The sequence below is a fragment of the Fictibacillus sp. UD genome, assembly GCF_043558025.1.
GTDB lineage: Bacteria > Bacillota > Bacilli > Bacillales > Fictibacillaceae > Fictibacillus.
On sequence record NZ_JARUHH010000006.1, the window covers coordinates 201,792 to 222,626 of the forward strand.

The 20,835-nt window shown below is 38.6% G+C and carries 22 protein-coding genes; 15 read left to right on the top strand and 7 right to left on the bottom strand.

Annotation, left to right across the window (positions count from 1 at the left end; translation table 11 throughout):
* The first annotated feature begins 73 nt into the window (after positions 1-73).
* Positions 74-1,048, top strand: coding sequence for an NAD(P)H-dependent flavin oxidoreductase (locus P8610_RS12385; RefSeq protein ID WP_394604629.1), 975 nt, complete (start codon positions 74-76; stop codon positions 1,046-1,048).
* 66 nt (positions 1,049-1,114) lie between these two features.
* On the opposite strand, the gene P8610_RS12390 is transcribed toward P8610_RS12385, so the two are convergent.
* Both P8610_RS12390 and P8610_RS12395 read right to left on the bottom strand, forming a co-directional pair.
* A complete protein-coding gene (locus P8610_RS12390) occupies positions 1,115-2,344 on the bottom strand; it encodes a hypothetical protein (protein ID WP_394604630.1) in 1,230 nt (409 codons plus the stop codon).
* Positions 2,344-2,901 (bottom strand): sigma-70 family RNA polymerase sigma factor, encoded by a 558-nt coding sequence (locus P8610_RS12395; RefSeq protein WP_394604631.1) that lies wholly within the window; start codon positions 2,899-2,901, stop codon positions 2,344-2,346. The genes P8610_RS12390 and P8610_RS12395 overlap by 1 nt, the downstream gene beginning before the upstream one ends.
* 307 nt (positions 2,902-3,208) lie before the next feature.
* Between P8610_RS12395 and P8610_RS12400 the strand changes: the two genes are divergently transcribed.
* Entirely contained in the window at positions 3,209-3,577 is a 369-nt protein-coding gene (locus P8610_RS12400; RefSeq protein WP_394604632.1) for a hypothetical protein, read from the top strand.
* Between the two features lie 48 nt (positions 3,578-3,625).
* On the opposite strand, the gene P8610_RS12405 is transcribed toward P8610_RS12400, so the two are convergent.
* Complete coding sequence (locus tag P8610_RS12405; RefSeq protein ID WP_394604633.1) at positions 3,626-4,141, bottom strand: DUF2628 domain-containing protein; 516 nt, start codon at positions 4,139-4,141, stop codon at positions 3,626-3,628.
* A gap of 327 nt (positions 4,142-4,468) precedes the next feature.
* Here P8610_RS12405 and P8610_RS12410 point away from each other — a divergent pair, with 327 nt between their 5' ends.
* The 9 genes from P8610_RS12410 to P8610_RS12450 all read left to right on the top strand — a co-directional run bounded on the left by P8610_RS12410 (position 4,469) and on the right by P8610_RS12450 (position 13,524).
* Complete coding sequence (locus P8610_RS12410; RefSeq protein WP_394604634.1) at positions 4,469-5,350, top strand: glycoside hydrolase family 16 protein; 882 nt, start codon at positions 4,469-4,471, stop codon at positions 5,348-5,350.
* Positions 5,350-6,699: a glycosyltransferase family 2 protein gene (locus tag P8610_RS12415; protein WP_394604635.1), complete on the top strand. Its 1,350-nt coding sequence runs from the start codon at positions 5,350-5,352 to the stop codon at positions 6,697-6,699. The genes P8610_RS12410 and P8610_RS12415 overlap by 1 nt, the downstream gene beginning before the upstream one ends.
* Positions 6,672-7,646 carry a polysaccharide deacetylase family protein gene (locus P8610_RS12420; protein WP_394604636.1) on the top strand — a complete coding sequence of 325 codons (975 nt, stop codon included), beginning with the start codon at positions 6,672-6,674 and terminating at the stop codon, positions 7,644-7,646. The genes P8610_RS12415 and P8610_RS12420 overlap by 28 nt, the downstream gene beginning before the upstream one ends.
* Positions 7,647-7,674: 28 nt before the next feature.
* Positions 7,675-8,010 carry a helix-turn-helix domain-containing protein gene (locus P8610_RS12425; RefSeq protein WP_394604637.1) on the top strand — a complete coding sequence of 112 codons (336 nt, stop codon included), beginning with the start codon at positions 7,675-7,677 and terminating at the stop codon, positions 8,008-8,010.
* Between the two features lie 145 nt (positions 8,011-8,155).
* Positions 8,156-8,581, top strand: a complete 426-nt coding sequence (locus tag P8610_RS12430; protein ID WP_394604638.1) for a hypothetical protein — start codon at positions 8,156-8,158, stop codon at positions 8,579-8,581.
* 259 nt (positions 8,582-8,840) lie between these two features.
* Positions 8,841-9,875, top strand: a complete 1,035-nt coding sequence (locus tag P8610_RS12435) for an ABC transporter substrate-binding protein (protein WP_394604639.1) — start codon at positions 8,841-8,843, stop codon at positions 9,873-9,875.
* 22 nt (positions 9,876-9,897) lie between these two features.
* On the top strand, positions 9,898-11,028 hold the full coding sequence (locus tag P8610_RS12440) for an ABC transporter ATP-binding protein (protein WP_394604640.1): 1,131 nt from the start codon (positions 9,898-9,900) through the stop codon (positions 11,026-11,028).
* The gene (locus tag P8610_RS12445) at positions 11,025-12,725 is read left to right on the top strand and encodes an ABC transporter permease (RefSeq protein ID WP_394604641.1); all 1,701 of its coding nucleotides are present in this window, start codon (positions 11,025-11,027) and stop codon (positions 12,723-12,725) included. The genes P8610_RS12440 and P8610_RS12445 overlap by 4 nt, the downstream gene beginning before the upstream one ends.
* Before the next feature lie 22 nt (positions 12,726-12,747).
* Positions 12,748-13,524 carry an HAD-IIA family hydrolase gene (locus P8610_RS12450; protein ID WP_394604642.1) on the top strand — a complete coding sequence of 259 codons (777 nt, stop codon included), beginning with the start codon at positions 12,748-12,750 and terminating at the stop codon, positions 13,522-13,524.
* Here P8610_RS12450 and P8610_RS12455 read toward each other — a convergent pair.
* Entirely contained in the window at positions 13,519-14,082 is a 564-nt protein-coding gene (locus P8610_RS12455; RefSeq protein WP_289494210.1) for a glycerol-3-phosphate responsive antiterminator, read from the bottom strand. The two genes, P8610_RS12450 and P8610_RS12455, sit on opposite strands and share 6 nt — an antisense overlap.
* A gap of 179 nt (positions 14,083-14,261) precedes the next feature.
* Here P8610_RS12455 and P8610_RS12460 point away from each other — a divergent pair, with 179 nt between their 5' ends.
* Positions 14,262-16,574: a glycerophosphodiester phosphodiesterase family protein gene (locus P8610_RS12460; protein WP_394604643.1), complete on the top strand. Its 2,313-nt coding sequence runs from the start codon at positions 14,262-14,264 to the stop codon at positions 16,572-16,574.
* 285 nt (positions 16,575-16,859) lie between these two features.
* Here the strand turns inward: P8610_RS12460 and yidC are convergent, their stop codons facing one another.
* The 3 genes from yidC to P8610_RS12475 form a co-directional block, all read right to left on the bottom strand.
* The gene (yidC, locus tag P8610_RS12465) at positions 16,860-17,510 is read right to left on the bottom strand and encodes a membrane protein insertase YidC (RefSeq protein ID WP_394604644.1); all 651 of its coding nucleotides are present in this window, start codon (positions 17,508-17,510) and stop codon (positions 16,860-16,862) included.
* A gap of 28 nt (positions 17,511-17,538) precedes the next feature.
* Complete coding sequence (locus P8610_RS12470) at positions 17,539-17,808, bottom strand: hypothetical protein (RefSeq protein ID WP_394604645.1); 270 nt, start codon at positions 17,806-17,808, stop codon at positions 17,539-17,541.
* A 103-nt stretch (positions 17,809-17,911) separates the two neighbouring features.
* Positions 17,912-18,118 carry a hypothetical protein gene (locus P8610_RS12475; RefSeq protein ID WP_394604646.1) on the bottom strand — a complete coding sequence of 69 codons (207 nt, stop codon included), beginning with the start codon at positions 18,116-18,118 and terminating at the stop codon, positions 17,912-17,914.
* Positions 18,119-18,696: 578 nt separating this feature from the next.
* On the opposite strand from P8610_RS12475, the gene tapA reads away from it, so the two are divergent.
* From tapA to P8610_RS12490, 3 genes are all read left to right on the top strand, one after another.
* Positions 18,697-19,509, top strand: coding sequence for an amyloid fiber anchoring/assembly protein TapA (gene tapA / locus P8610_RS12480; RefSeq protein ID WP_394604647.1), 813 nt, complete (start codon positions 18,697-18,699; stop codon positions 19,507-19,509).
* Positions 19,510-19,511: 2 nt separating this feature from the next.
* Positions 19,512-20,075, top strand: a complete 564-nt coding sequence (sipW, locus tag P8610_RS12485; protein WP_394604706.1) for a signal peptidase I SipW — start codon at positions 19,512-19,514, stop codon at positions 20,073-20,075.
* A 95-nt stretch (positions 20,076-20,170) separates the two neighbouring features.
* A complete protein-coding gene (locus tag P8610_RS12490) occupies positions 20,171-20,794 on the top strand; it encodes a TasA family protein (protein ID WP_394604648.1) in 624 nt (207 codons plus the stop codon).
* Positions 20,795-20,835: the final 41 nt, after the last annotated feature.

The following is a 20,835-nucleotide window of genomic DNA, read 5'->3' on the forward strand; positions in this document are numbered from 1 at the left end:
TTGTAAGGATTATTGAACAAGTATGTGAATGGTTTTATGATTTCTAACTAAATAATTGAGAGGATGATCGTACTTGAACAACAGTTTACCTATAAAATTGTCGAATCAACTCATTTTACCTGTCATTAATGCACCTATGTTTTTAGTATCAAGTCCAGATATGGTAATCGAAAGCTGCAAGAACGGTATTATAGGAACCTTCCCTTTATTGAATGCAAGAACCTCCGATCTTTTAGAGAATTGGATGAAGCATATTAAAGAGGAACTCGAGAAATCACAAACAGAAGATCCATCTGCTAAAATAGCACCTTGGGGAGTAAACTTAATCGTACACCGCACCAATAAGCGATTTGAAGAAGACTTAGCGCTCATTAAGAAGTATGAGCCACCTGTCGTAATTACGTCTCTAGGAAATCCCAGTGATGTAGCTAAAATTGTCCATGAATATGGAGGACTTGTATTTTCTGACGTAATCTCACTTGATCATGCTCGCAAGGCAGCAAAGACTGGAATCGACGGATTGATTCTAGTATGTAGCGGTGCTGGAGGCCATGGTGGTACGTTAAATCCATTTGCTTTTTTAAAGGCCGTAAAAGAATTCTGGGATGGATTGACGATTCTAGCTGGGGCGATTTCTACGGGTGAAGAAATCCTTGCAGCGAAGATTCTTGGAGCGGATCTCGTCTATATGGGCACCCGTTTTATTGCGACACAAGAATCATCTGCCAGCGAAGAATACCGACAGATGCTGATTGAATCTACGCTTGAAGATCTCGTTTATACCGACGCAATAAGCGGAATCAAAGGGAATTATCTGCTTCCATCACTCCAAAAAGCGGGATTCGATGTAGAGAACTTAATGAAACAAGATTCTATAGATCTTTCATTCTCTGAAACGAAAGCAAAGGCATGGAAAGATATCTGGTCTGCTGGACAGGGTGTAGGTAGCGTTAAGAAAATTTCAACTGTAAAAGAAGTAGTGGATGACTTGAAAAGTGAATATCAGAAGGCACTAGATTCTAAGGAAGCTATTAGCACAGCTACTTAAAGGATAGTCCTTTAGAACTAAATCCCCCAAATAAACTGTGGATAAACGTGGTTTTGGGGGATTTTGTTAATTTTCTTTTTTATAAAGCTCAAGATTGGTTTCTGTTTGTAAGCTGATATCATAATGAGTTTTCCAATCCTGTATAATTAGCATTTGCTGAGATTTCTCTTCATAATAGAACTTTGAAGAAGTCTTCTCTAGAAATGGTTTGCCAAGTTGGTTTACCCAATTTTCTACATAGGCTCTATCTAATGTTTTGAAACCAATGTAGCTTACTTTTCCTTTTTTTCCTGGTTCGCTAATTTCTAGATATAACTCGCTCTCTTCTGCAGCATTTTTAAAATTCCAACTCGCATAAACGGGTGAATGATAATCTTGGTCATTATAGTTGTCATAAGGTCCTAACGTTTGAAGAGCTTCTTCTAAAGTAACTCCAAGCGTAATGTTATTCACATAAAATAAATCATTTTTATTCGTTACATCTATGTTATTAAAAGGCGTTCTTTTTTTACCATATTGCTTCTCGAGATCTTCAATGGATTCTTTAGCTGTTTGGTTTACTTCTTCAATGTCTTCTTGTTCTGTCTTTTTATCTTGATTAGTTGAAGGTGTTTCTTCTGTTTCGTTTTCTTCAACGACTAGTTTATCCTCGGTATCTGGTTCTTTTACTTCATTTGTATTGAAAGTAATATCATCAATAACAAAAGAGGTTAATGTTTTTGTCTTGGTGTATATTTCTACTTCTATAGCGTCCTTAAACGTGTTTTCATCAACGATACCTAGTTCTACAGTGACTACTTTTTCGAATGAATAAGGTTCGTCAGGCTTTAAGAAATGATTAGGTGGAACATCAAGAGTTAAGCTCTTGGTACCTAAAGCATCAGCGACATCTTCATTCAATATGTTAACTTTCGCTTGAAAGGGCTCACTATTATAATCGGTAGTATTGTTAACGGTTCCCTTAATTGTAAGTTCGCGTGTGCTCGCCTCAAAAGTCAGCATGCTAGAAGCTTGGGTTAATTCCTGAGCATAACGGACTTCTGGTTTTTCAATTTCCGTCGCTGTTTCTGGCTTTAAATAGTTATCCATCAAATGGTATGAGGTAAAGATGACACCAGCGAATAGTGCAGCTGTAAGAAGTCTTGGAACAAAAGTGTTCTTTCGCTTTGTCGTTTTTCTCGTTGATTTGTCACGTATAGCGAGCAATATGTTTTGTTCATCTTTATTTGTAAAAACAGGAGTACTAGACATGTGTTCGTCCATTGTACGATTTAAGTTTTTTAGTTTATTTTCCATTATCGCTCACCTCCTAGTTGGATATAGTGATTCTGAAGCACTTTTCTTGCTCGGCTTAACCTCGTTTTCACTGTGGACTCATTCATAGAAAGCAGTTCGCAAATTTCACGTACAGAAAATTCCTTATAATAGTGCAGCAATATAACTTCTCTATACTTAAGTGGTAATGAAAGTACAGCAGTATACAGAAGTTGATCTTCGTTTTTTGAAATCATTCCTTCTTCAACAGAATGGGCACTCTCTTTTTGATTAATTGTGAATTTATCTGTAAAAGCAAGCTTCCGATAGCTCCAGCTTTTTAAAAAGTCTTTTGATTTATTGATAGCAATGGTGTAGATCCAGCTTCTAACAGAGGAATCTCCTCGGAATGTATCAAGTTTTGTATACAAGGAGAGATAAACTTCTTGTGTAATATCTTCAGCGTGCTGCCAATTCTTAACGAACGTGTAGACAAGACGCTTAATCTCTTCACCGTAACATTTCATTAAATAAACGATAGCGTCTTCTTTGGTCATGCCATCAATACTTATGGATTGCTTCAATTCTTCGCTTTTCACCTAGTGTCAGCCCTCCTTAAGTTGCGTATCCGTTAGTAAGACGAAGCAACCTCAACACAGGTTTCATATATAGGGGGTCTGACCCCAAACAAATACAAAAGTACTAAATTCGTCCATCAGGAAAGGACACGGTATTGCCGTGTCCTTTCCTGTAAATTTTTTATTGCTCCATATTTTCATTGGAAAGAGGAGAAGAGAAGAATAGAGCGAAAGTATAAGTATTATCTTTATGTTAAGAAACCGTGTAAACTGTAAGGAATTGATTACAACATATATATGTATCGAAATTTTGAGTGGAGGTGTTACCATGAATTTATTCTCATCCATTACCGAAGAAACTTTTAACTACTTAATACGTGATTATGGATTCTCTGAACCGGCCGATACAGATGGGAGCTGGAAGACAACCTTCTCTTATGTAAACGATCAACTGGAAATTGAGATTGAATTGAATTATAGAGATATGGATACTTTTATCTTCTTAAGAAGTTTAGAAGATAAACAGGATGAACCGTCTGTTCGCATGCAGTTAGAAGAAATTATTGACACTGAGCCAGTTAAAAGTAACGGCGATCAAACAACAATCGAGGAGTTTGAAGAAGCCATTATAAAAAAAGCTGCGCTGCTAAAACAAAATCTCCACCAGATCATGAAACAAAAAGAAAAGATATTTTAATAAGGACCAAAAAAGATAACTCCAGACGCGAGTTATCTTTTTATATATTTATGAAAAAGTAAGTGCTAATACGATTGAAATACTGAGATAACCAGCAAACATTAAGACCGCTAAGAAAGCTCCTTTTCCACTTGTACCACCGCGTTTGCGAAGTTCGTGCATCTTCTCCTCTTCACTAATGGAAAGCTGATTAACTTCTTGTATTTGTTTTTCTGCGTGTTTTCTATAAAACATATTTCCTGTAATACCTAAAGCCCCCGATAGACCATATCCCAAACCTCGATTGATGAACGTTCCATCAATACCAATTAATAAAGTAATAATGTCAATTGCTAAAAACCCAATAATAATGTAGACAACCGGCTTGAGCATTTTTCTGTATCCGAGCCAAAAAATGGTTAACAAACAAGCGGCCCAGTTCCAGCTGTTGTCTTTTTGCCATTTTCTTAAATAAAAGTCTTTCTTCTTTTCTCCAACAAATTCAGCGAGTTTAGATTCCTCACCAACATTAATCGTTCGGTCAGAGCTCGGTAAACTTGTGCCTGTTTGGGTGAATTGATTCAAGCCACATCTCTCCTTTCCATAATATTTAATGAACACCCCACTGAAGTCTAGCATCTCAACAGAGTAGAAACTAACCATTATATTCCATTTTCCGTGTATCTCTAAACCTAGTAAATGTCATTCATACAAAGTGTACTTTTTAAAGAATAGATTATTGACAGTAACTAATTGACCTGCTATATTAAAAACAAATTAGTTCTATTTAAAGAACAAAACAACTATAAAAAGAACAACACACGGTGTTTCTGTTTTTTTTTACCTAAAACGTTCTTTATAAAGAACATAACTTTTGTTGGATTGGAGTGATTAAAAATTCGTATCCTTTTATTGTTTATTTGCTCTTTATTAATCATTACTGGCGGCATCCATCAAGAGGAGAAAAGAATGGTTAAGAACAAAATCCAATCCCACAATGCAAGAATTTCAAATGTCGATACTCAACCAAAAACCATCATTCAGAGACCGCACCTGCAATCCCAACCGCATTCACAATTACAATCACAACCTAAGCCACGTCAAGGTCAATGGCAATTGATCTGGAACGATGAATTCGGAAATGAATTCTCCTTTAAGGATTGGAACCTTCAGGATTGGCCTTCTGATAAAAATGGTGAATGGCAATATTACACACCTGAAAATGTAAAAGTTAGTGCAGGAAACCTCGTAATAGAAAGTAAGAGAGAGAGGTTCAAGGGGAGAGAATACACTTCTGGCGCACTGACTACTGAAAATAAACTCGAATTCACTTATGGAAAGATAGATATACGAGCAAAACTTCCAAAAGGACAAGGAGTGTTCCCTGCATTCTGGTTAGTTAACTCTATGAACGGAACGTGGCTGCCAGAAATTGATATGATGGAGAATTTAGGAAATGCGCCGAACGAACTCTATTTTGTCGTTCACTGGCAGGATGCAAATGGAACGAAAAAGAGAGATTTCACACACTTTGTTAGTAAGGATGTAGATTTTTCAGAGGACTTCCACCTATACAGTCTCATATGGGAAAAAGATAGAATTGTTTGGTTAGTCGATCATCAAATCGTATTCCAAACAAAGCAATTTTCTCCCTCTACACCTTTATTCCTCTATTTAAATACAGCAATCGGTGGTAACTGGCCTGGACCACCAAGTCAATCAGAACAATATCCTAAAGAAATGCTAATTGATTATGTACGAGTCTATCAAAAACATGACGGGAGTGGACATTAATGCTGTTTACTTATATTTCATTGGGAATCTTCATGGCTTTTGTTGTATTTCAGTCCCTCTATATATTCATTCCACTATTCAAAAACGAGAGAAAAAAGTTAAAAGAAATCAACAAGAACTATACGTTTTCTGTCATTGTTCCTGCCTATAATGAGGAAAAGGTGATGCGGCATTGTTTGATCGGGTTTCTGTATTCAAAGTACCAACGTGCAGAGTTAATAATCGTAAATGACGGATCAACGGATAACACGCTGCACTATTTAAACAAACTATTAGCTTTTAAGATATGTAATAGAACAATAGACAAAAAGTTGAGTTATCAGTTTGTGAAAAATGTGTATCAATCGAGAAAGTTTCCAAATATCTATGTAATCGATAAAGTGAATGGCGGAAAAGCAGATGCGCTGAATGCCGGAATTGATTTTAGCAAAAACGAAATCGTAGTGACGTTAGATGCAGATAGTTATTTGGAAAAACATGCTTTAACTGAAATGAATGCAAAATTTCAAGAAGAAGACGTGATCGCGTGCGGAGGAAACGTGCTAATCGCGCAGGCATTTACAGGTGATTTTCAAAACCTGAAACCCACTTTTAAAATTAAAGGTGTTATTAAGTTTCAGTTTTTGCAGTATTTAACGGCATTTTATCTTCATAAGAGAGCACAAGCTTCCGTTGGTGCGATTACGGTTATTGCAGGAGCATTCGGTGCTTTTAGAAGAGGGACACTTTTTAATATAAACGGGTTCAGGAAAACAATCGGCGAGGATATGGATATCACACTCAAACTGCACAAATACATTAAAGAAACGAAAAGTAAGAAAAAAGTGGCGTTTGTGCCGACAGCTCTTTGTTACACAGAGTGTCCAAGCACGCTAAAGGATATGTTTAAACAAAGAGTGAGATGGCAGAAAGCTTTTATCGATTGTCTGGTGCATTATCGAACATGTTATTTTCATAAATTTTCGATTCGTTTTTCTCTTTTTTTCTTAGTCGATCAATTTATTATTGGCACATTAAATGCTTTTCCCTTTGTGATATCTCCCATCTTACTCATATACAACCAAAGTAATATGATCTTATTGTTTTTGCTTGGACTTGGGGCTGTATTTCTCTTTATGTATCAAAGCCTGACAACTTTATACGTCTCCTCCTTACATGGCATTAAATTTTCAAAGGCAGATCTTGCAAGAGTACTATTATTTCTTCCCTTTGAGATCTTTGTATATCGAATGATCAATCTTTCATTTGTCGTATACGGAACGGTATCTTACTTCTATAAATCACAATCGTGGGACAAGTTAGAGAGATCAGGAAATGTCGCATGGAATGGAGTGAAGAAAGCGTCATGAAGGAACTCATTTCTAAGTTTTCCGTTGCGTCAGGTTTTCTTATTCTACTGTGTGGTTTAGGATGGGGACTTGGGTTTGTTATCAATGAATATGAAATCCTTGCAAAAGAACACGAAGGGCTATTGCCTGCTAGTCAGCAAATTTCGTTAGAGAGCTGTGAAAATGGATCGGAAAGAAAGGTAAGGACTTTTGCTGTTGATGGACAAGCCGCGAGAGATATTCCCGTTTTAACGTATCACCGCATTATTGATGATAAGGACATTGAAGAGCGGCATTATATAAAAGGGGAATTAAACCCGATGATCGTTAAGAAAAGTGATTTTAAGAAACAGATGAACTATTTGAAAAAAGAAGGATATGTTACCTTAACGCTCAATGAACTATATTCTTTTTTATCAAACAAGATGCCCATTCCAGAGAAAAGTGTGGTCTTAACTTTTGATGATGGATATAAAGATAATTATGTGGAGGCTTATCCAATATTAAAAGAGTATGATTTTAGAGCAGTGAACTTCTTAATTACAGGTACAACTACGAACAGAGTCCACACATATACGCCTGAATATGTTCAATATTTTAGCGCGAAGGAGTTACGAAAAGGGTGTGATGTGTTTGAATATCAGAGCCACACATATAGTTACCACAAAAAAGAAAAAATCAGCGGAAGAGCTAACAAAACCCCTTATTTACTATCAAAGTCCAAAAATGAAGTAGCAAAAGATTTAAAAACGAGTGTCTTTCAACTAGGCGGCGAAAAATTAGGATTTGCTTATCCGTACGGTGAATATTCACCAGAAAGTATTGAGATCTTAAAAGGCGCTGGATTTAAAATGGCTTTCACAACTGAAGAAAGACTAGCTAGCAGCAAGGATCATCTTTTTGAAATCCCTCGATTCCAAATTTTCTCGAAAACGACATTTAAAGAATTTAAACAATATGTAAAGTGAATAACCAAAAGAGGTCGGAGGGGTAGTCATGATTGGTACGAGGATACGGAATCTAAGGATTGAAAAAGGGATGACCTTAACTGAACTTGCGGAAAAGGCTGGAATCGCGAAATCCTATCTCAGTAATATTGAAAGAGATCTTCAGAACAATCCTACTTTTGAATATATTAATAAGGTTGCAAAAGCTCTAGATATTGAACAGGAACGATTATTGATTGGTACGAAGTGTACTGCGGACAATGAAGAATCTCACAGTGATTTTGCTATTTTTAGAAAAGCAATAGTGCGCATGGATGATAGCCAATTAGAAGAGCTCATTGAATATATAGAATTTACGCTCTGGAAAAGAAAACAAATAAATTAAAGAAAACCCCACTGCTCTCTGCTCTTATAACATTTTACAATTCAAATGCGCCGTAAAGGGTTCCAATTTTCTAAAAAATATTGTAAAATAATTTGAAAATGAGGTTTCGTTTTATCGGAATTGGGGAAGGAGAGTATATTTGGGGATGAAACATATTACATCAGGGTTTGGGTTTGCGTTTATCTTCTTGGCCGGATTATTTGCTTTAGGATTGTATCAAACAGTGATGGTATGGGGGAATATTAATTTGTTCTTTGAACGAATTATGGGTCTGACTTCAACTTCATTTATTTCTTCCATACTTCTATTCTGGTCCATTACGAGTGCGTTCTGGATTCTTAGCTTGAAAGTGCTGGACATCGCACACAAAACTGAATTGTACAACACGAAGAATGCGATCTTTGGAATGTTGTTTTTGTTCTTTGCAGTTCCACTCGGAATTTGCGTACAAGTGTATCATGCGCTTAATATTAATGGAGGCGTAACAACACTCACTACTGCAATGTTCGTTATGACAATTGTGTCATTCATCATCGGATTTGTTTTTAAATTTAGAAAAACGGCGCGTTAAATCAAAGACTAATACTCCAAATGTGAGTATTAGTCTTTTTTTGTGTAAATACAAAGTAAAGATTTTGTGAATTTTTTATTACAAAACAGGTTGTAAAATTCTGATAATTTTGTATAATGGAAGTAATCGAATATGGACGGGAAGAGACCATGAGAAGAAACCCAATTTGTAATCCTTTCTTTTGAAAGGGTTTACATTGGTATTTCTTCTCTTTTTTCTTTGCCCGAAAATCGATCATAAATTTATAGGGGGTTGAACAATGAAAAGGTCTTTATCGATTTTTACTTCTTTAATTTTAATGATGAGTATACTCGTGCTCACGGCTTGTGCAGGAGATCAAGAGTCTGGAGATGGCGGTGGTAAAGGGAAGATTACGTTTTATTCTCCAGAAACACCTGATATGACAAAAGAACTTGGGCAAAAATTCGAGGAGCTGCATGGTGGCTCTGTTAACGTGCAATATGCGGGTACGAACGTACTTGTAAACCGTATGATGGCGGAAAAAGATAATCCACAAGGTGACGTTTGGTACGGCGGCGGAGGAATCCTTCCGTTTGAAGCAGCCGTCGACAAAGGCATTATCGGAAAATACATTCCTGACTTTGCAAAAGATTGGGATACAGTAGAAAACGGAATTAAAGTAAAGCATCAAGACGGCAAGTATGTAGGTGTGGAAGTATTCGTACTCGGTTTTGCTTATAACACGGATCTTGTAAAACCAGAAGAAGCACCAAAGACTTGGGATGATCTTCTTGATCCAAAATGGAAAGGCAAAATTCAGTTCTCCAATCCAGCGGCATCTGGTACAGCAACGCTTATGGTATTGAACCAAATGATGCAGCGCGGTGAGGCAGAAGGTTGGGACTACTTTAAAAAGTTAGTGGATCAAGCAAACTCTATGCCGGATTCAGGATCTGCTCCAACGAAAGCCGTATCTATGGGTGAAGCACACATTGGTGTTGGCTTCGACTTCATGGCATACGAGCAAAAAGCAAAAGGGGAGAGCGTTGATTTCGTTGTTCCTGATAAAACGCCTATCCTTGTTAACCCGGTTTCAATCGTTGAAGGCGGACCGAACCCTGAAGGCGGAAAAAAGCTGATCGATTTCTTGCTCTCTAAAGAAGGACAACAGATTTTAGCGAACTGGTACCATATCCCGATCAATCCAGATGTGGAATCCAAGACTCCTCTTACACTTGATAAAGTAAAATCTCATGCTGTCGATCTTGATATTGATTGGGTAAATGAGAACTACGACCGCGTAAGAAACGAGTGGAAAGAGAAATTTCAGTAATACACATTAGGGGTGGTAGAGAATGGGTTCAGTTAAAGTTTCACAACTAACAAAAGAGTTTTCTGGTGTTCATGCCTTGAAAAATGTAAACCTGGATATCCAAGAGGGCGAGTTCTTCGCTCTTCTTGGACCATCAGGTTGTGGAAAAACAACAACCATGAGATGTATCGCGGGCTTTGAGCAGCCAACTTCAGGAACCATTCAAATCGGAGAGGCAAAAGTCAACCATATTCCTCCGAACAAAAGAAACTGTGGGATGGTGTTCCAAAGCTATGCGCTATTTCCGCATATGAACGTATTTGAAAATGTCGCCTACAGCTTGAACATTAAACAATTAAATTCAAGCAACATCGCGGCAAAACTGCCAATCTACTTAAGACTTCTTAATAGAAAACTAGGAAGATATCCGAAACCAATTGAGCAAAAGGTAATGGAGATCCTTGAATATGTTGAACTGGATAAGCACGCAACGCGACTCACGAGTGAACTATCAGGCGGTCAGCAGCAGCGTGTGGCACTGGCAAGAGCGCTTGTCATGGAGCCGGCTGTACTTTTAATGGATGAACCGTTATCGAACCTGGATCAAAAGCTGCGTCACTCGATGCGTAACACGATCCGCCGCATTCAGCAAGATCTTGGGATCACAACGATTTTTGTAACACATGATCAAGAAGAAGCGATGAGTATGGCAGATCGAGTAGCCGTTATGGACAGCGGGGAAGTGAAGCAGATCGGAACACCGATTGAGCTCTACAGCAGGCCTTCTACACCATTCATTGCGAATTTTGTCGGTACGTCGAACGTGTTAAAAGGAACGGTTGTTGGTCAGGAGAATGGCTATTCTGTCGTAAAAGGACACGGCTTCCTTATCAAATCGACAAACCATGTCGATCAAAAAGAAGTGAACGTGATTGTTCGTCCAGAAAACATTAAAGCGTTCAAACCAGGAACGATCAGCTCTGACGAGTTAACCAACATTATTGAAGGAACAGTACTCGTTTCGACGTATCTTGGTTCAATTGTTCGGTACGACATTAAAGTAGAAGAATACCAGCTGGTGGTGGATACAACGTTTGTTCCAGGCGAGGCGATCCTGACAGAAGGAGAGAAGGTGCAGTTAACAATCGATCCTGAGAGGGTGTTGTTAATATGAAGAACCGTCTCAGGTCTTTTAACGGACTTACGCTTGTAAAAGTGTTGATCTATCTTTTCTTTGGAGTTTTCCTGCTGCTGCCGCTCGTTTCTGTATTCTTAGTCAGCTTCACCGGCCAGCCTATCAACTTGTTGGGTTCTATCACTGATCCTAACATTTTGAATTCAACTATTGAAAAGTTCAGTTCAGCCTCATTTGATAACTATGAAAAGATTTTTACGAACAAAACGTACTTTTCAGCTGTTCAAAATAGTTTAGAGCTCGCTATTTTAGTTTCTCTAATCGTTATCGTGATGTGTATTCCGATCGCATACGGAATTGCACGTACGACGATGCCGTTAAAAAAGACGATCGCAGCACTATGTACGATTCCACTTATCGTTCCGACGTTTATCTCGGCATACGCTATCATCATCATGTTTGGCCGCGCCGGCTGGGTGACGTATATCTACAACTCACTTGGCGGGGAAGGGATGCTGCTGAATCCTTACTCAATGGCGGGAATCGTGCTCGTTCAAGTGTTTTTCTTCTTTCCGTACGCACTTTGGCCGATGGTCGCAGCGTTTAAAGTGAGTGACATCTCGCTTGAGGAAGCATCACTGAACTTAGGTGCAAGAAACTGGTTCACGTTCATTTTCGTTACGTTTCCGCTCGCGATTCCTGGTGTGATTTCGAGTGCTCTCTTAATTTTCACCGTCTCGTTCTCAGACTTTGGTACACCGATTATCCTTGCACCAAAAGACCTAAACTTGCTGGTTGTTGAAGCGTACCGTGAAATTGCGGGATTCTTTAACTGGGGTGGAGCTGCAATTCTGACCGTCATCATGGTACTCGTTGCAGCGTTCTTCTTTTGGCTGCAGCACCTTTTTACAAAAGGAAAGAACTATGGCTCTGTTTCTGGTAAGCCGAAACAGCAGAAGCTTAACGATTCTAAAGGGTTAACGCGTACGCTATCGGTTTACTCGCTCGTACTTGTGATCATCCCTGTGCTTGCCATGTTATCCATAGTCCTGCAATCTCTTGCGACAACGTGGGGGAAAAATCCGCTTCCAAACGGATACACATTATCACACTATCAAACCATTTTCACGAGTTCGATGGGTAACATACAGAACTCCATTGTCCTCGCACTTGGAGCCTTAATTCTAAGTGTAATCATCGCGACATTTGTTTCGTATTTTGTAGTCAGACAGAATTCTTCTAAGCTTGATTTCATGACGTCCATTCCGCTTGTTGTACCAGGTATCGCGTTTGGTATTGCACTTATTCAAACGTTTAACACGGCACCACTTCACCTAACTGGAACGGCACTTCTGTTGATTGTTGCCTACACAATCAGAAGACTCCCTTACATGGTTCGTTCGACGATGGGTACGATGCGTGCCATTAAACAGGACATTGAAGAGGCAGCGGTTAACTTAGGGGCAACACCGTTAACAGCGGCGATTACAATCATCGGACCATTGATGCTGCCTGGAATTGCAGCGGGATCGATTCTTGTTTTTATCACCGTTATTAAAGAAACGAGTATATCTATATTATTAGCACCAGCAGACTGGGCACCGATGAGTTTAGCGATTTTCCAGAACATTTTGCGCGGTGAATATTACACGGCAGCGGCCATGTCGGTCGTTCTCGTAATCATCGTTTTAATTCTGCAAGCCATAGCAAACCGCATTTCAAAAAATCAACTATAAGATGGATGGTGGAGGAAGAACATTGACTAGAGGGTTTATTTTTGATTTGGATGGAACGGTGTATTTAGATGAAGAGATGATTGAGGGAGCGGCAGAAGCGATTGCCGCCCTCAAACAGCGGGGAGATAAGGTCGTTTTTTTAACAAACAAATCCATATCCACCCGCATGGACTATGTACAAAAACTTAGAAAACTAGGCATTGAGGTCGAGCTAGATGAAGTGATCAACTCCAACTTCATTACGGCAAAATTTTTAAAAGAAGCACTAGAAACTGGTGAAGCGGCACTCGTAATTGGAGAGCAGCCACTTATTGAAGAGCTGGCTGATGAAGGTATCCCGATGACGTATGACGCGAAACAAGCAAGGTTCGTCGTACTAGGATGGGACCGACAATTCAGCTATGAAAAAATCAATCTAGCTTTTCAAGCATGGCTAAACAAAGCGACCATTATCGCAACAAATCCTGACCGAACGTGTCCTGTGCTAGGAGGAGAAATCCCGGACTGCGGTGCCATGATCGGTGCACTTGAAGGTGTAACGGGTCAGCGAATTGAGTCCATTACAGGAAAACCTTCCAAATGGATGGCTGAGTATGTCGTTTCTCAAGTTTTAAAGCTAGATCCTTCTCAATGTTACATGGTCGGTGATAGGCTTGAGACCGATATCCGTATGGGAATTGAGAATGGTCTGCAATCTGTACTTGTTATGACAGGCGTTACGAATAAAGAAATGTTAACAAAATCTTTATACAAGCCGTCCTATGTTCTTGATAGTATTAAAGAGGTAGTAAATTTATAGATCAAATTTCCACATGCGCGGATCGCCAGAAGACACAGCGAGCGCGCCAGCTTCAAGTGCTAACAGAATATCCTCTTTTTCTTGAATAAGACCGCCAACGATTAGAGGAAGCTTGAGCTGGCGCGACAGCTGGTCAATCACTTTTGGCATCAAACCAGGCAGCACTTCTACCGCATCTGGCTTACACGAGCTGACCATTTCAATGCCTTTTTGAATGGCCGCACGATCGATTAAGAAAATTCGTTGAATGGTAATTAACCCTTCTTCTTTCGCATATTTAATCATGTTTATTTTTGTTGTAATAATGCCAGTTGGTTTCCAAACGTCCGCAATATATTTAACTGCACTTCTGGAATTGGACAAGCCCTCCATAAAGTCGAGATGAATGAAAATATACATACCTGCTTCACGCAATTGATTGATATAGTTTTCAACTGTCGAGATGTCCCCTGTTAAAAGAAAAGCGATGTTAGCTGAACTTTTAATCGCCTTATCAATATCTTTCTGATCCTTAATCGAAGCAATAATCTGTGATTCTACCATATTAACAAGTTCCATTTCTGTGCACACCTCGTTTGTATTTTTTGAATATTTATACGATTTCTCTATGAAAAGTTTACCATATGTTAGCAGAAATGCACGGTACTGATGACTTATTTAAATTCTTTTAAGGAGGTGATCTAGGTCTTTTTGCTCATTGTTTCACAAACTATTATTTCAGGAGGGTGTTTAATAACGTGAAAACTCATTCATTGCGTCATCTAGTTGTAACGTCTGCCTTAGCACTAAGTCTTGTGGTTCCACAAGTATCAAGTCCGGTAAAAGCGAATGACACGGTTATCGTAAACGAATCTTTTGATGGTATAAGTAACGGAGCTCTTCCGAATGGCTGGAAAGTGGTTGAAGGAGATGGGAAGGTGCAGGATGGAAAGCTTGTGTTGACTTCACCAGCAACGAACAAACCTGCACGTATAGTGGTACCCCTAGCTGATGATAATAACGGAAACTATGTGTTTGAAGCCGATATGACCTTTGTGTCTGCTGTCGAAAATTCACGGTGGGCATCGATCATGTATCGTGTGCAAAACGAAAACTATCCGTATTATCAGTTTGCGGTTAGACGCGGAATGACCGCGCTAAATGGACTGGAATTTGCGGAACGGACCGAAAAGAACGCCTGGAATGTTACCGAAACGAACTTTTATAGGGAGGACTTTCAGTACAATAAAAGCTATCGTCTAAAAGTAATTGCGAGCAAAAATCGTGTGCAGCAGTTTGTGAATGGAGAATTGGTAGTAGACACGGCTGGAGCATCAAAATGGCTGGATGGAGATATTGGTTTTCAAGCACAAGGTTCTACTGTTCAATACGATAATGTGAAGTTGACTTCATTCAACGGTGAACTGCCGCCGGTTCCGAGTTCAGGCGTCCTCCTGCCAGATGAACCACCAACAAATATGATCAACGCGCCGACTTTAATTGAAGGACCAAGAGTTGCGACTTACAATGATCAGACTGGATCTGCTTTATTAAAAGTTGAGTCTAGAGATGGGACTTTGTACGGAAACGATAAATTGTTAAAAGACCAGTTGAATAACCTTAAAACAAAAAAGATTCCAGTTTTACATATTGAACAGACTGGGATAGAAGAAGCTGTAGTTGCCGCTTTAAACGAGACGTCTACAACAGATGTGCAAGTCGTTTCAAGTAACACGGACATTATTAAAACGATTAAAGAGATAAACCCTAAGATTCGCGGTGGTCTTGTGTATGATAAAAGTGCACTAAACAAACATGACCTGCAGCAGATCGTGGAAGAAGTTCACGAAAGTGGAAGTAAGATGGTGATGATTCCGCTTAAGAACCTAACGGCGGATAACGTTTATTACCTGCATAACCGAATGGTTTCGGTTTGGGGTGTTGGCGGTGACACGATGGCTGATACGCATGAACTGCTTCATCTAGGTGTTGACGGAATAGTAACGAACCAGCCAGCTTATGCCGTTACCGCTTTTGGTCAGTATCCTGAAAGAACCATTATTCAACGTCCGATTGTTGCAGCTCACCGTGGTGTTCCATCACTTGCACCTGAGAATACGATGGTCGGCTACCGAATGGCCTATGATCTAGGGGCAGACCAGATTGAAACAGATGTTCAGATCACGAAGGACGGACATCTAGTCATTATGCATGATAATACAGTTGATCGAACGACGAACGGAACTGGAGCGGTTGATCAGTTAACGTTAGAAGAAATCCGTGCTTTGGATGCAGGGATTTATAAGGGAGAAGAATTTACTGGTGAAAAAGTACCGACTTTTAGAGAATTCTTACAAGAATTTAAAGGCAAAGATGTTGTGCTTTTAGTTGAACTAAAAGACCGTGGAATCGAACAGCAAGTAATCGATGAGATCAAGAGTGAAGGCATGATGGATCAAGTTTCGATGCAAAGTTTCTATCTCGACAGCATGCAGCTGATGAACGAGATAGCGCCAGAGCTGCCGATTGGGTATTTGTTTTCAGCTGCTGAGCCAAAAACGTTAGATGCAAAACTAAAGAACGCCAAAAAGATGGTGGACTATGGAACAAGGAATGATGTGACGTTGAATGCTAGCTATGGAACGGTATATGCAGAGTTCATTAAGTACATGCGTCAGCGTGGACAGATGAGCATGCACTGGACGTTCCGAGCAGAAGCACCATTCGTGGACAAGCTGAAGCAAGGGTTGATTGGACCGATCACAGACTATACACAATGGCTGACAGCATCACCGATTCAGTTGGAAACACCTTTAAAGAAGCTTAATCTGAATGTAGGGAAAACACATACGGTGAATGCGAAGGCGAAAGTGAGTTATCGTGTGGATCAGCGCGAAAATATTGAGACTGAGTTGTTCGTGGCAGATAATAATGGAGTAGTGCGCGTAAATGGGAACACAATTGAAGCTGTTGCACCAGGTAAAGCACAAGTTTTTGTTAAACATACGTTTGAAATGTTGGGCGAAGAATGGAATTTGGTCTCTGAGCCAATCGAAGTGACGGTAAAATAGCATAATAGTGAGGAGCTGTGCCTCTTAGTGAGGTTTTCAGCTCTTTTTTTATAGGTTTTTTATTATGAAAGTCAAAATTAGTACTTAACTGCGTGAGAACAGCAGCAACCTGTGCGCAACTAAGCTCGAAGTGCGGGCAACTTAGGCTCAACCGCGCGTGAAATTAATTCAACTACGTGAAAAACATGTAATCGTGCACGGATGTATAACAATGATAAGAACACTACCGTAAAATATAGCCCTCCTTCAAAGAGAAGGAGAGCTGAACTATTAACCATCTTTCACTCAAACCATACTCTTAATTATGATGTTCTGAACAATCAGAAGCACTCCATTCACTGACCAGTAAAAAGGCAGAATGGCAGGACTGCTAATAGACACCATAAAGATAACAATGGGGGATATAAGCATCATCCATTTCATGTTAATTGGACTACTTGTACTGGTCGTAAACTGACTACTCTTACCCTGAAAATAGTAGATAAACCCAGCTATCAAAGCTAAAACGATACTTGTCTCAGTAAAATTAAACATTAAAAAGTAATGATTTGAAACTTTAGCTAACTCGATAACCGCCCAATACATTCCCATCACAATTGGTAGCTGGATAAGCATAGGAAGGCACCCGGTAGAAAAAGGATTGATCTTATACTTCCCATAAAGTTGAACCATTTCCTCTTGATGCTTCTTTATTTCCTCAGGTTTTTTCCTATCTCTATATTTCTCTTTTAAGCCTTCTAACTCTGGCTTAATCAGCTCAAGTTTATGGTTGGTTTCTTTTTGTTGTTTAGCTTGCTTAATAAACAGTGGAAATAAAATGATCCGTAAACCCAATGTGATGGTGATTACTGCTAATCCATAACTGCCATTAAATAAATCTGCAACAACATGTAATAACTGACTGAAAGGAAATACAATGAACTCAAAAATACTCAAAATCTCGTCTCCTCCTCTTTTTTATTCGTTAGAGAAGGAGTGAACAATCTTCAAGATCATTGTTCGATGAGTATTTAATCTTAAGCTTTCGAAGGGTAAAAATGAAAATTCTTATATGTAAAACACGGCTGCGTAGTTTTATTACGATATTTGTAGTTACTTTAATACATTGACAAGAACACAAAGTTTTCTTGCCAACATAAGAAGTAACAGCAGGCAGCTGATAAATAGTTAAGAAAAGTAATAGAAGCGTAGAGATAAAAAAGTATTGTTCGAGTAATACATTCAATTCAGACATGTTTTTATCTCCTTGAAGGTTTTGAATGTAATACGATAATTATAAAAAAAAGTTCCAAATAAAAAAGGTAGCTATCCACAGCTACCCATTAAAGCTATAACATTTATGTTTTTGAGACAAACAGGTGTGAATTTCTGATGAATGCTTTTCCATTCACAACAACTAATTTTTCATTAAAATCATCGATATACCCTGAGTCAACGGTCATCTTTTCTTTCGAACAAACCACGTCCACTTTCACCATCAAATAACGGTGATTATTAAAATCATAATCACTTTGAATTGAACTGCCGGTTGGAATAATATACATCGACCGCGCTCCTTTAAAACAATCTAATGTAATCATATTATGGAAAATATTAACTGTAAAGAAATATTTATCTTATAGATCTCTTACATTACCTAATACTTCTACTCCATATCCCCTCATCAGTTGATTGGTTTCTTTGTCATAATACCAATCGATGCCCATTTCACTTTTATGATAGGGTTCACCTAAATCGTAAATATATTGTAATAAAGAATCAAAATTCAACACTGAAAATACCATGCGAATTTATAGTTCCATTAATCAGATGTTAGGTAAGTTGCTATCAAGCTATTGGTTTCATAAGGTTAAAGTTTCCTCGATTGATATCTCCAAAGTAATAACATTCCAAAAATAAGTTCTTAATAATGAACAACTTATATTTAATAAAATACAATATTGTATGTAAATGGAAGAAAATTAAAGATACTTAGTACAATTATACGATAAATAGAACAAAATCGTTTTAAATAAAGGTTTTTAACCTAGTAAAATCGTTCTATAATAACGGTGTAAGTGTTCTTTAAATAGAACAAATTTGTATCCTGATCCTTATGAAAAAGGAGGGAATCCACATTAGAGTGAAACGTCTACGCAAATTTAGAGATAAAAACTGGGTTTATGTTTTTAGTCTCAAAATCGGTCTTATCTTTTATACTTTTGCTTTCTCAATTTTATACCTAACAGGAAACACGGCTGCGTATTTTAATGATACTAAGAATGTGAATGGAGAAATTAAGGTAGGAATTTGGTGGGATCAAAGCTCACTATCTTTTATAGCAAAACAACAAACTGTGAATAAAGGCCAATGTATACCCGTTGTCACCACCATTAAAAATGGAGGAGACAGGGATATGCAAGGTTCGGTCAATTACGAAGTATGGTGGGCTGAAAAGGGAAACCCAAAAGATGGAATGAAGATCAGTGGTGGAGAAGTTAAAGCATTAAAAACAGGAGAAAGCTTTAACCTATCTTATTCCTCAAATAAAAACGGAAATTATAAATTTAAAGCATATCAAAGAACAGGTCATCCAGGTCAAGGCGAGCTTTGGAGTGATGAAATAAATCTGAATTGCACAGATTCAAAGGCGGTTGAAGAAGCAAAAGAAAATAAAAACAGTCCTGAAAAAGTAGAAGAGGTTAATAAAACCCCAGAGCAAGAACAGCAGCAGCAAATTGAACCTGTTACACCGGAGACAGCACCAGAAGCCACAGAACAGGCTCCTTCATCTCAAACGAGTGAAGTAAAAGAAGAGGAAAATCCAGAAAACACCACGACAACTGATCCAAACACACAAGAAACTTCAAATACACCAATAACGGAAGTAACCGAAACTACTTCAAATCCTCAGCCTATAGAACAAAATGAAACGCAAAAGGATGATTTGGAATGAAAATGATAATGGTGAAAAGATGGATTAGCAACATTGTCACTACAATATTGTTTCTCACGTTAATTTCTACTGCTTTTGTTGTGATTTCCTCAAAAGCTTCAGGTGGAGAACCTACTGTAATGGGTTATCAGCTAAAAACAGTTCTTTCTGGATCAATGGAACCTGGTATACAAACTGGATCAGTCATCGCAATAAAACCAGGTGAAGATCTAACACGTTTTCAAAAGGGTGATGTCATTACATTTAAAGAATCTGAGACAAAGTTAATTACTCACCGAGTGCATGAAGTCAGAGGAACTGGTGAAAGCACACAATATATTACAAAAGGCGACAACAATGATGCGGCTGATTTACAGCCAGTCCTAGCAGCTAATGTCGTAGGAGTGCATAACGGTTTTACAATTCCTTATATCGGTTACCTTCTAAATGCTGCGCAATCGCCAATGGGTTCTGCTTTACTGCTGATCTTACCAGGTGTTCTACTACTTCTATACTCTGCAGTTACAATCTGGAAAGCAATTAAAGAGGTTGAAGTAGCGAAAGAAACAACTACGACTTCCAATTAATGTTGTGATTGAAACTCCGTAATGATACTAAATCTTTACGGATTCAATATAAAAATGTACATACCCAAAAAAGGGTGAAAGGGAGGAAGTTTGATATGAGTTTAAAGAAGAAATTAGGTCTTGGGGTAGCTTCAGCAGCACTAGGTTTGTCGTTAGTTGGTGGGGGAACTTATGCGTACTTTAGTGATACAGCAACAACGAACAATACTTTTGCGGCTGGGACACTTGATTTAGCTGCAAATCCAACTAAAATATTTGATCTTGATAATCTTAAACCAGGAGATTCAATGTATCGAGAATTTGAACTTCAAAATAAAGGGACCTTAAACATCAAAAATGTAGTAATGAATACTTCATACACTATCAAAGATGCTAAGGGAGACAACAACGGTGCAGATTTAGGTGAACATATTAAAGTACATTTCATGCTTAACTGGGATAAAACTCCAATTGGTAATCCGGCAAAAGGACTCGTTGTTTGGGATACTACGTTAGCGGAATTGCAATCTATGTCTCCAAAGGCTGTAGAAGAAAAATTCGATAAGATCTTTGGGGATGATAGATGGGGAACAGAGGGCTTAGCTACAGGTACTAGCGATTGGCTTGGAGTGTATATGGAATTCGTTGATAACAAACAAGATCAAAATGTCTTCCAAGGCGATACATTAAAACTTAAGTGGGAGTTTACAGCAAATCAAACTGATGGCGAATTAAGATAACTAAAGTTTATTACAGAGAGGTGGGAACGCATTACTCCCAC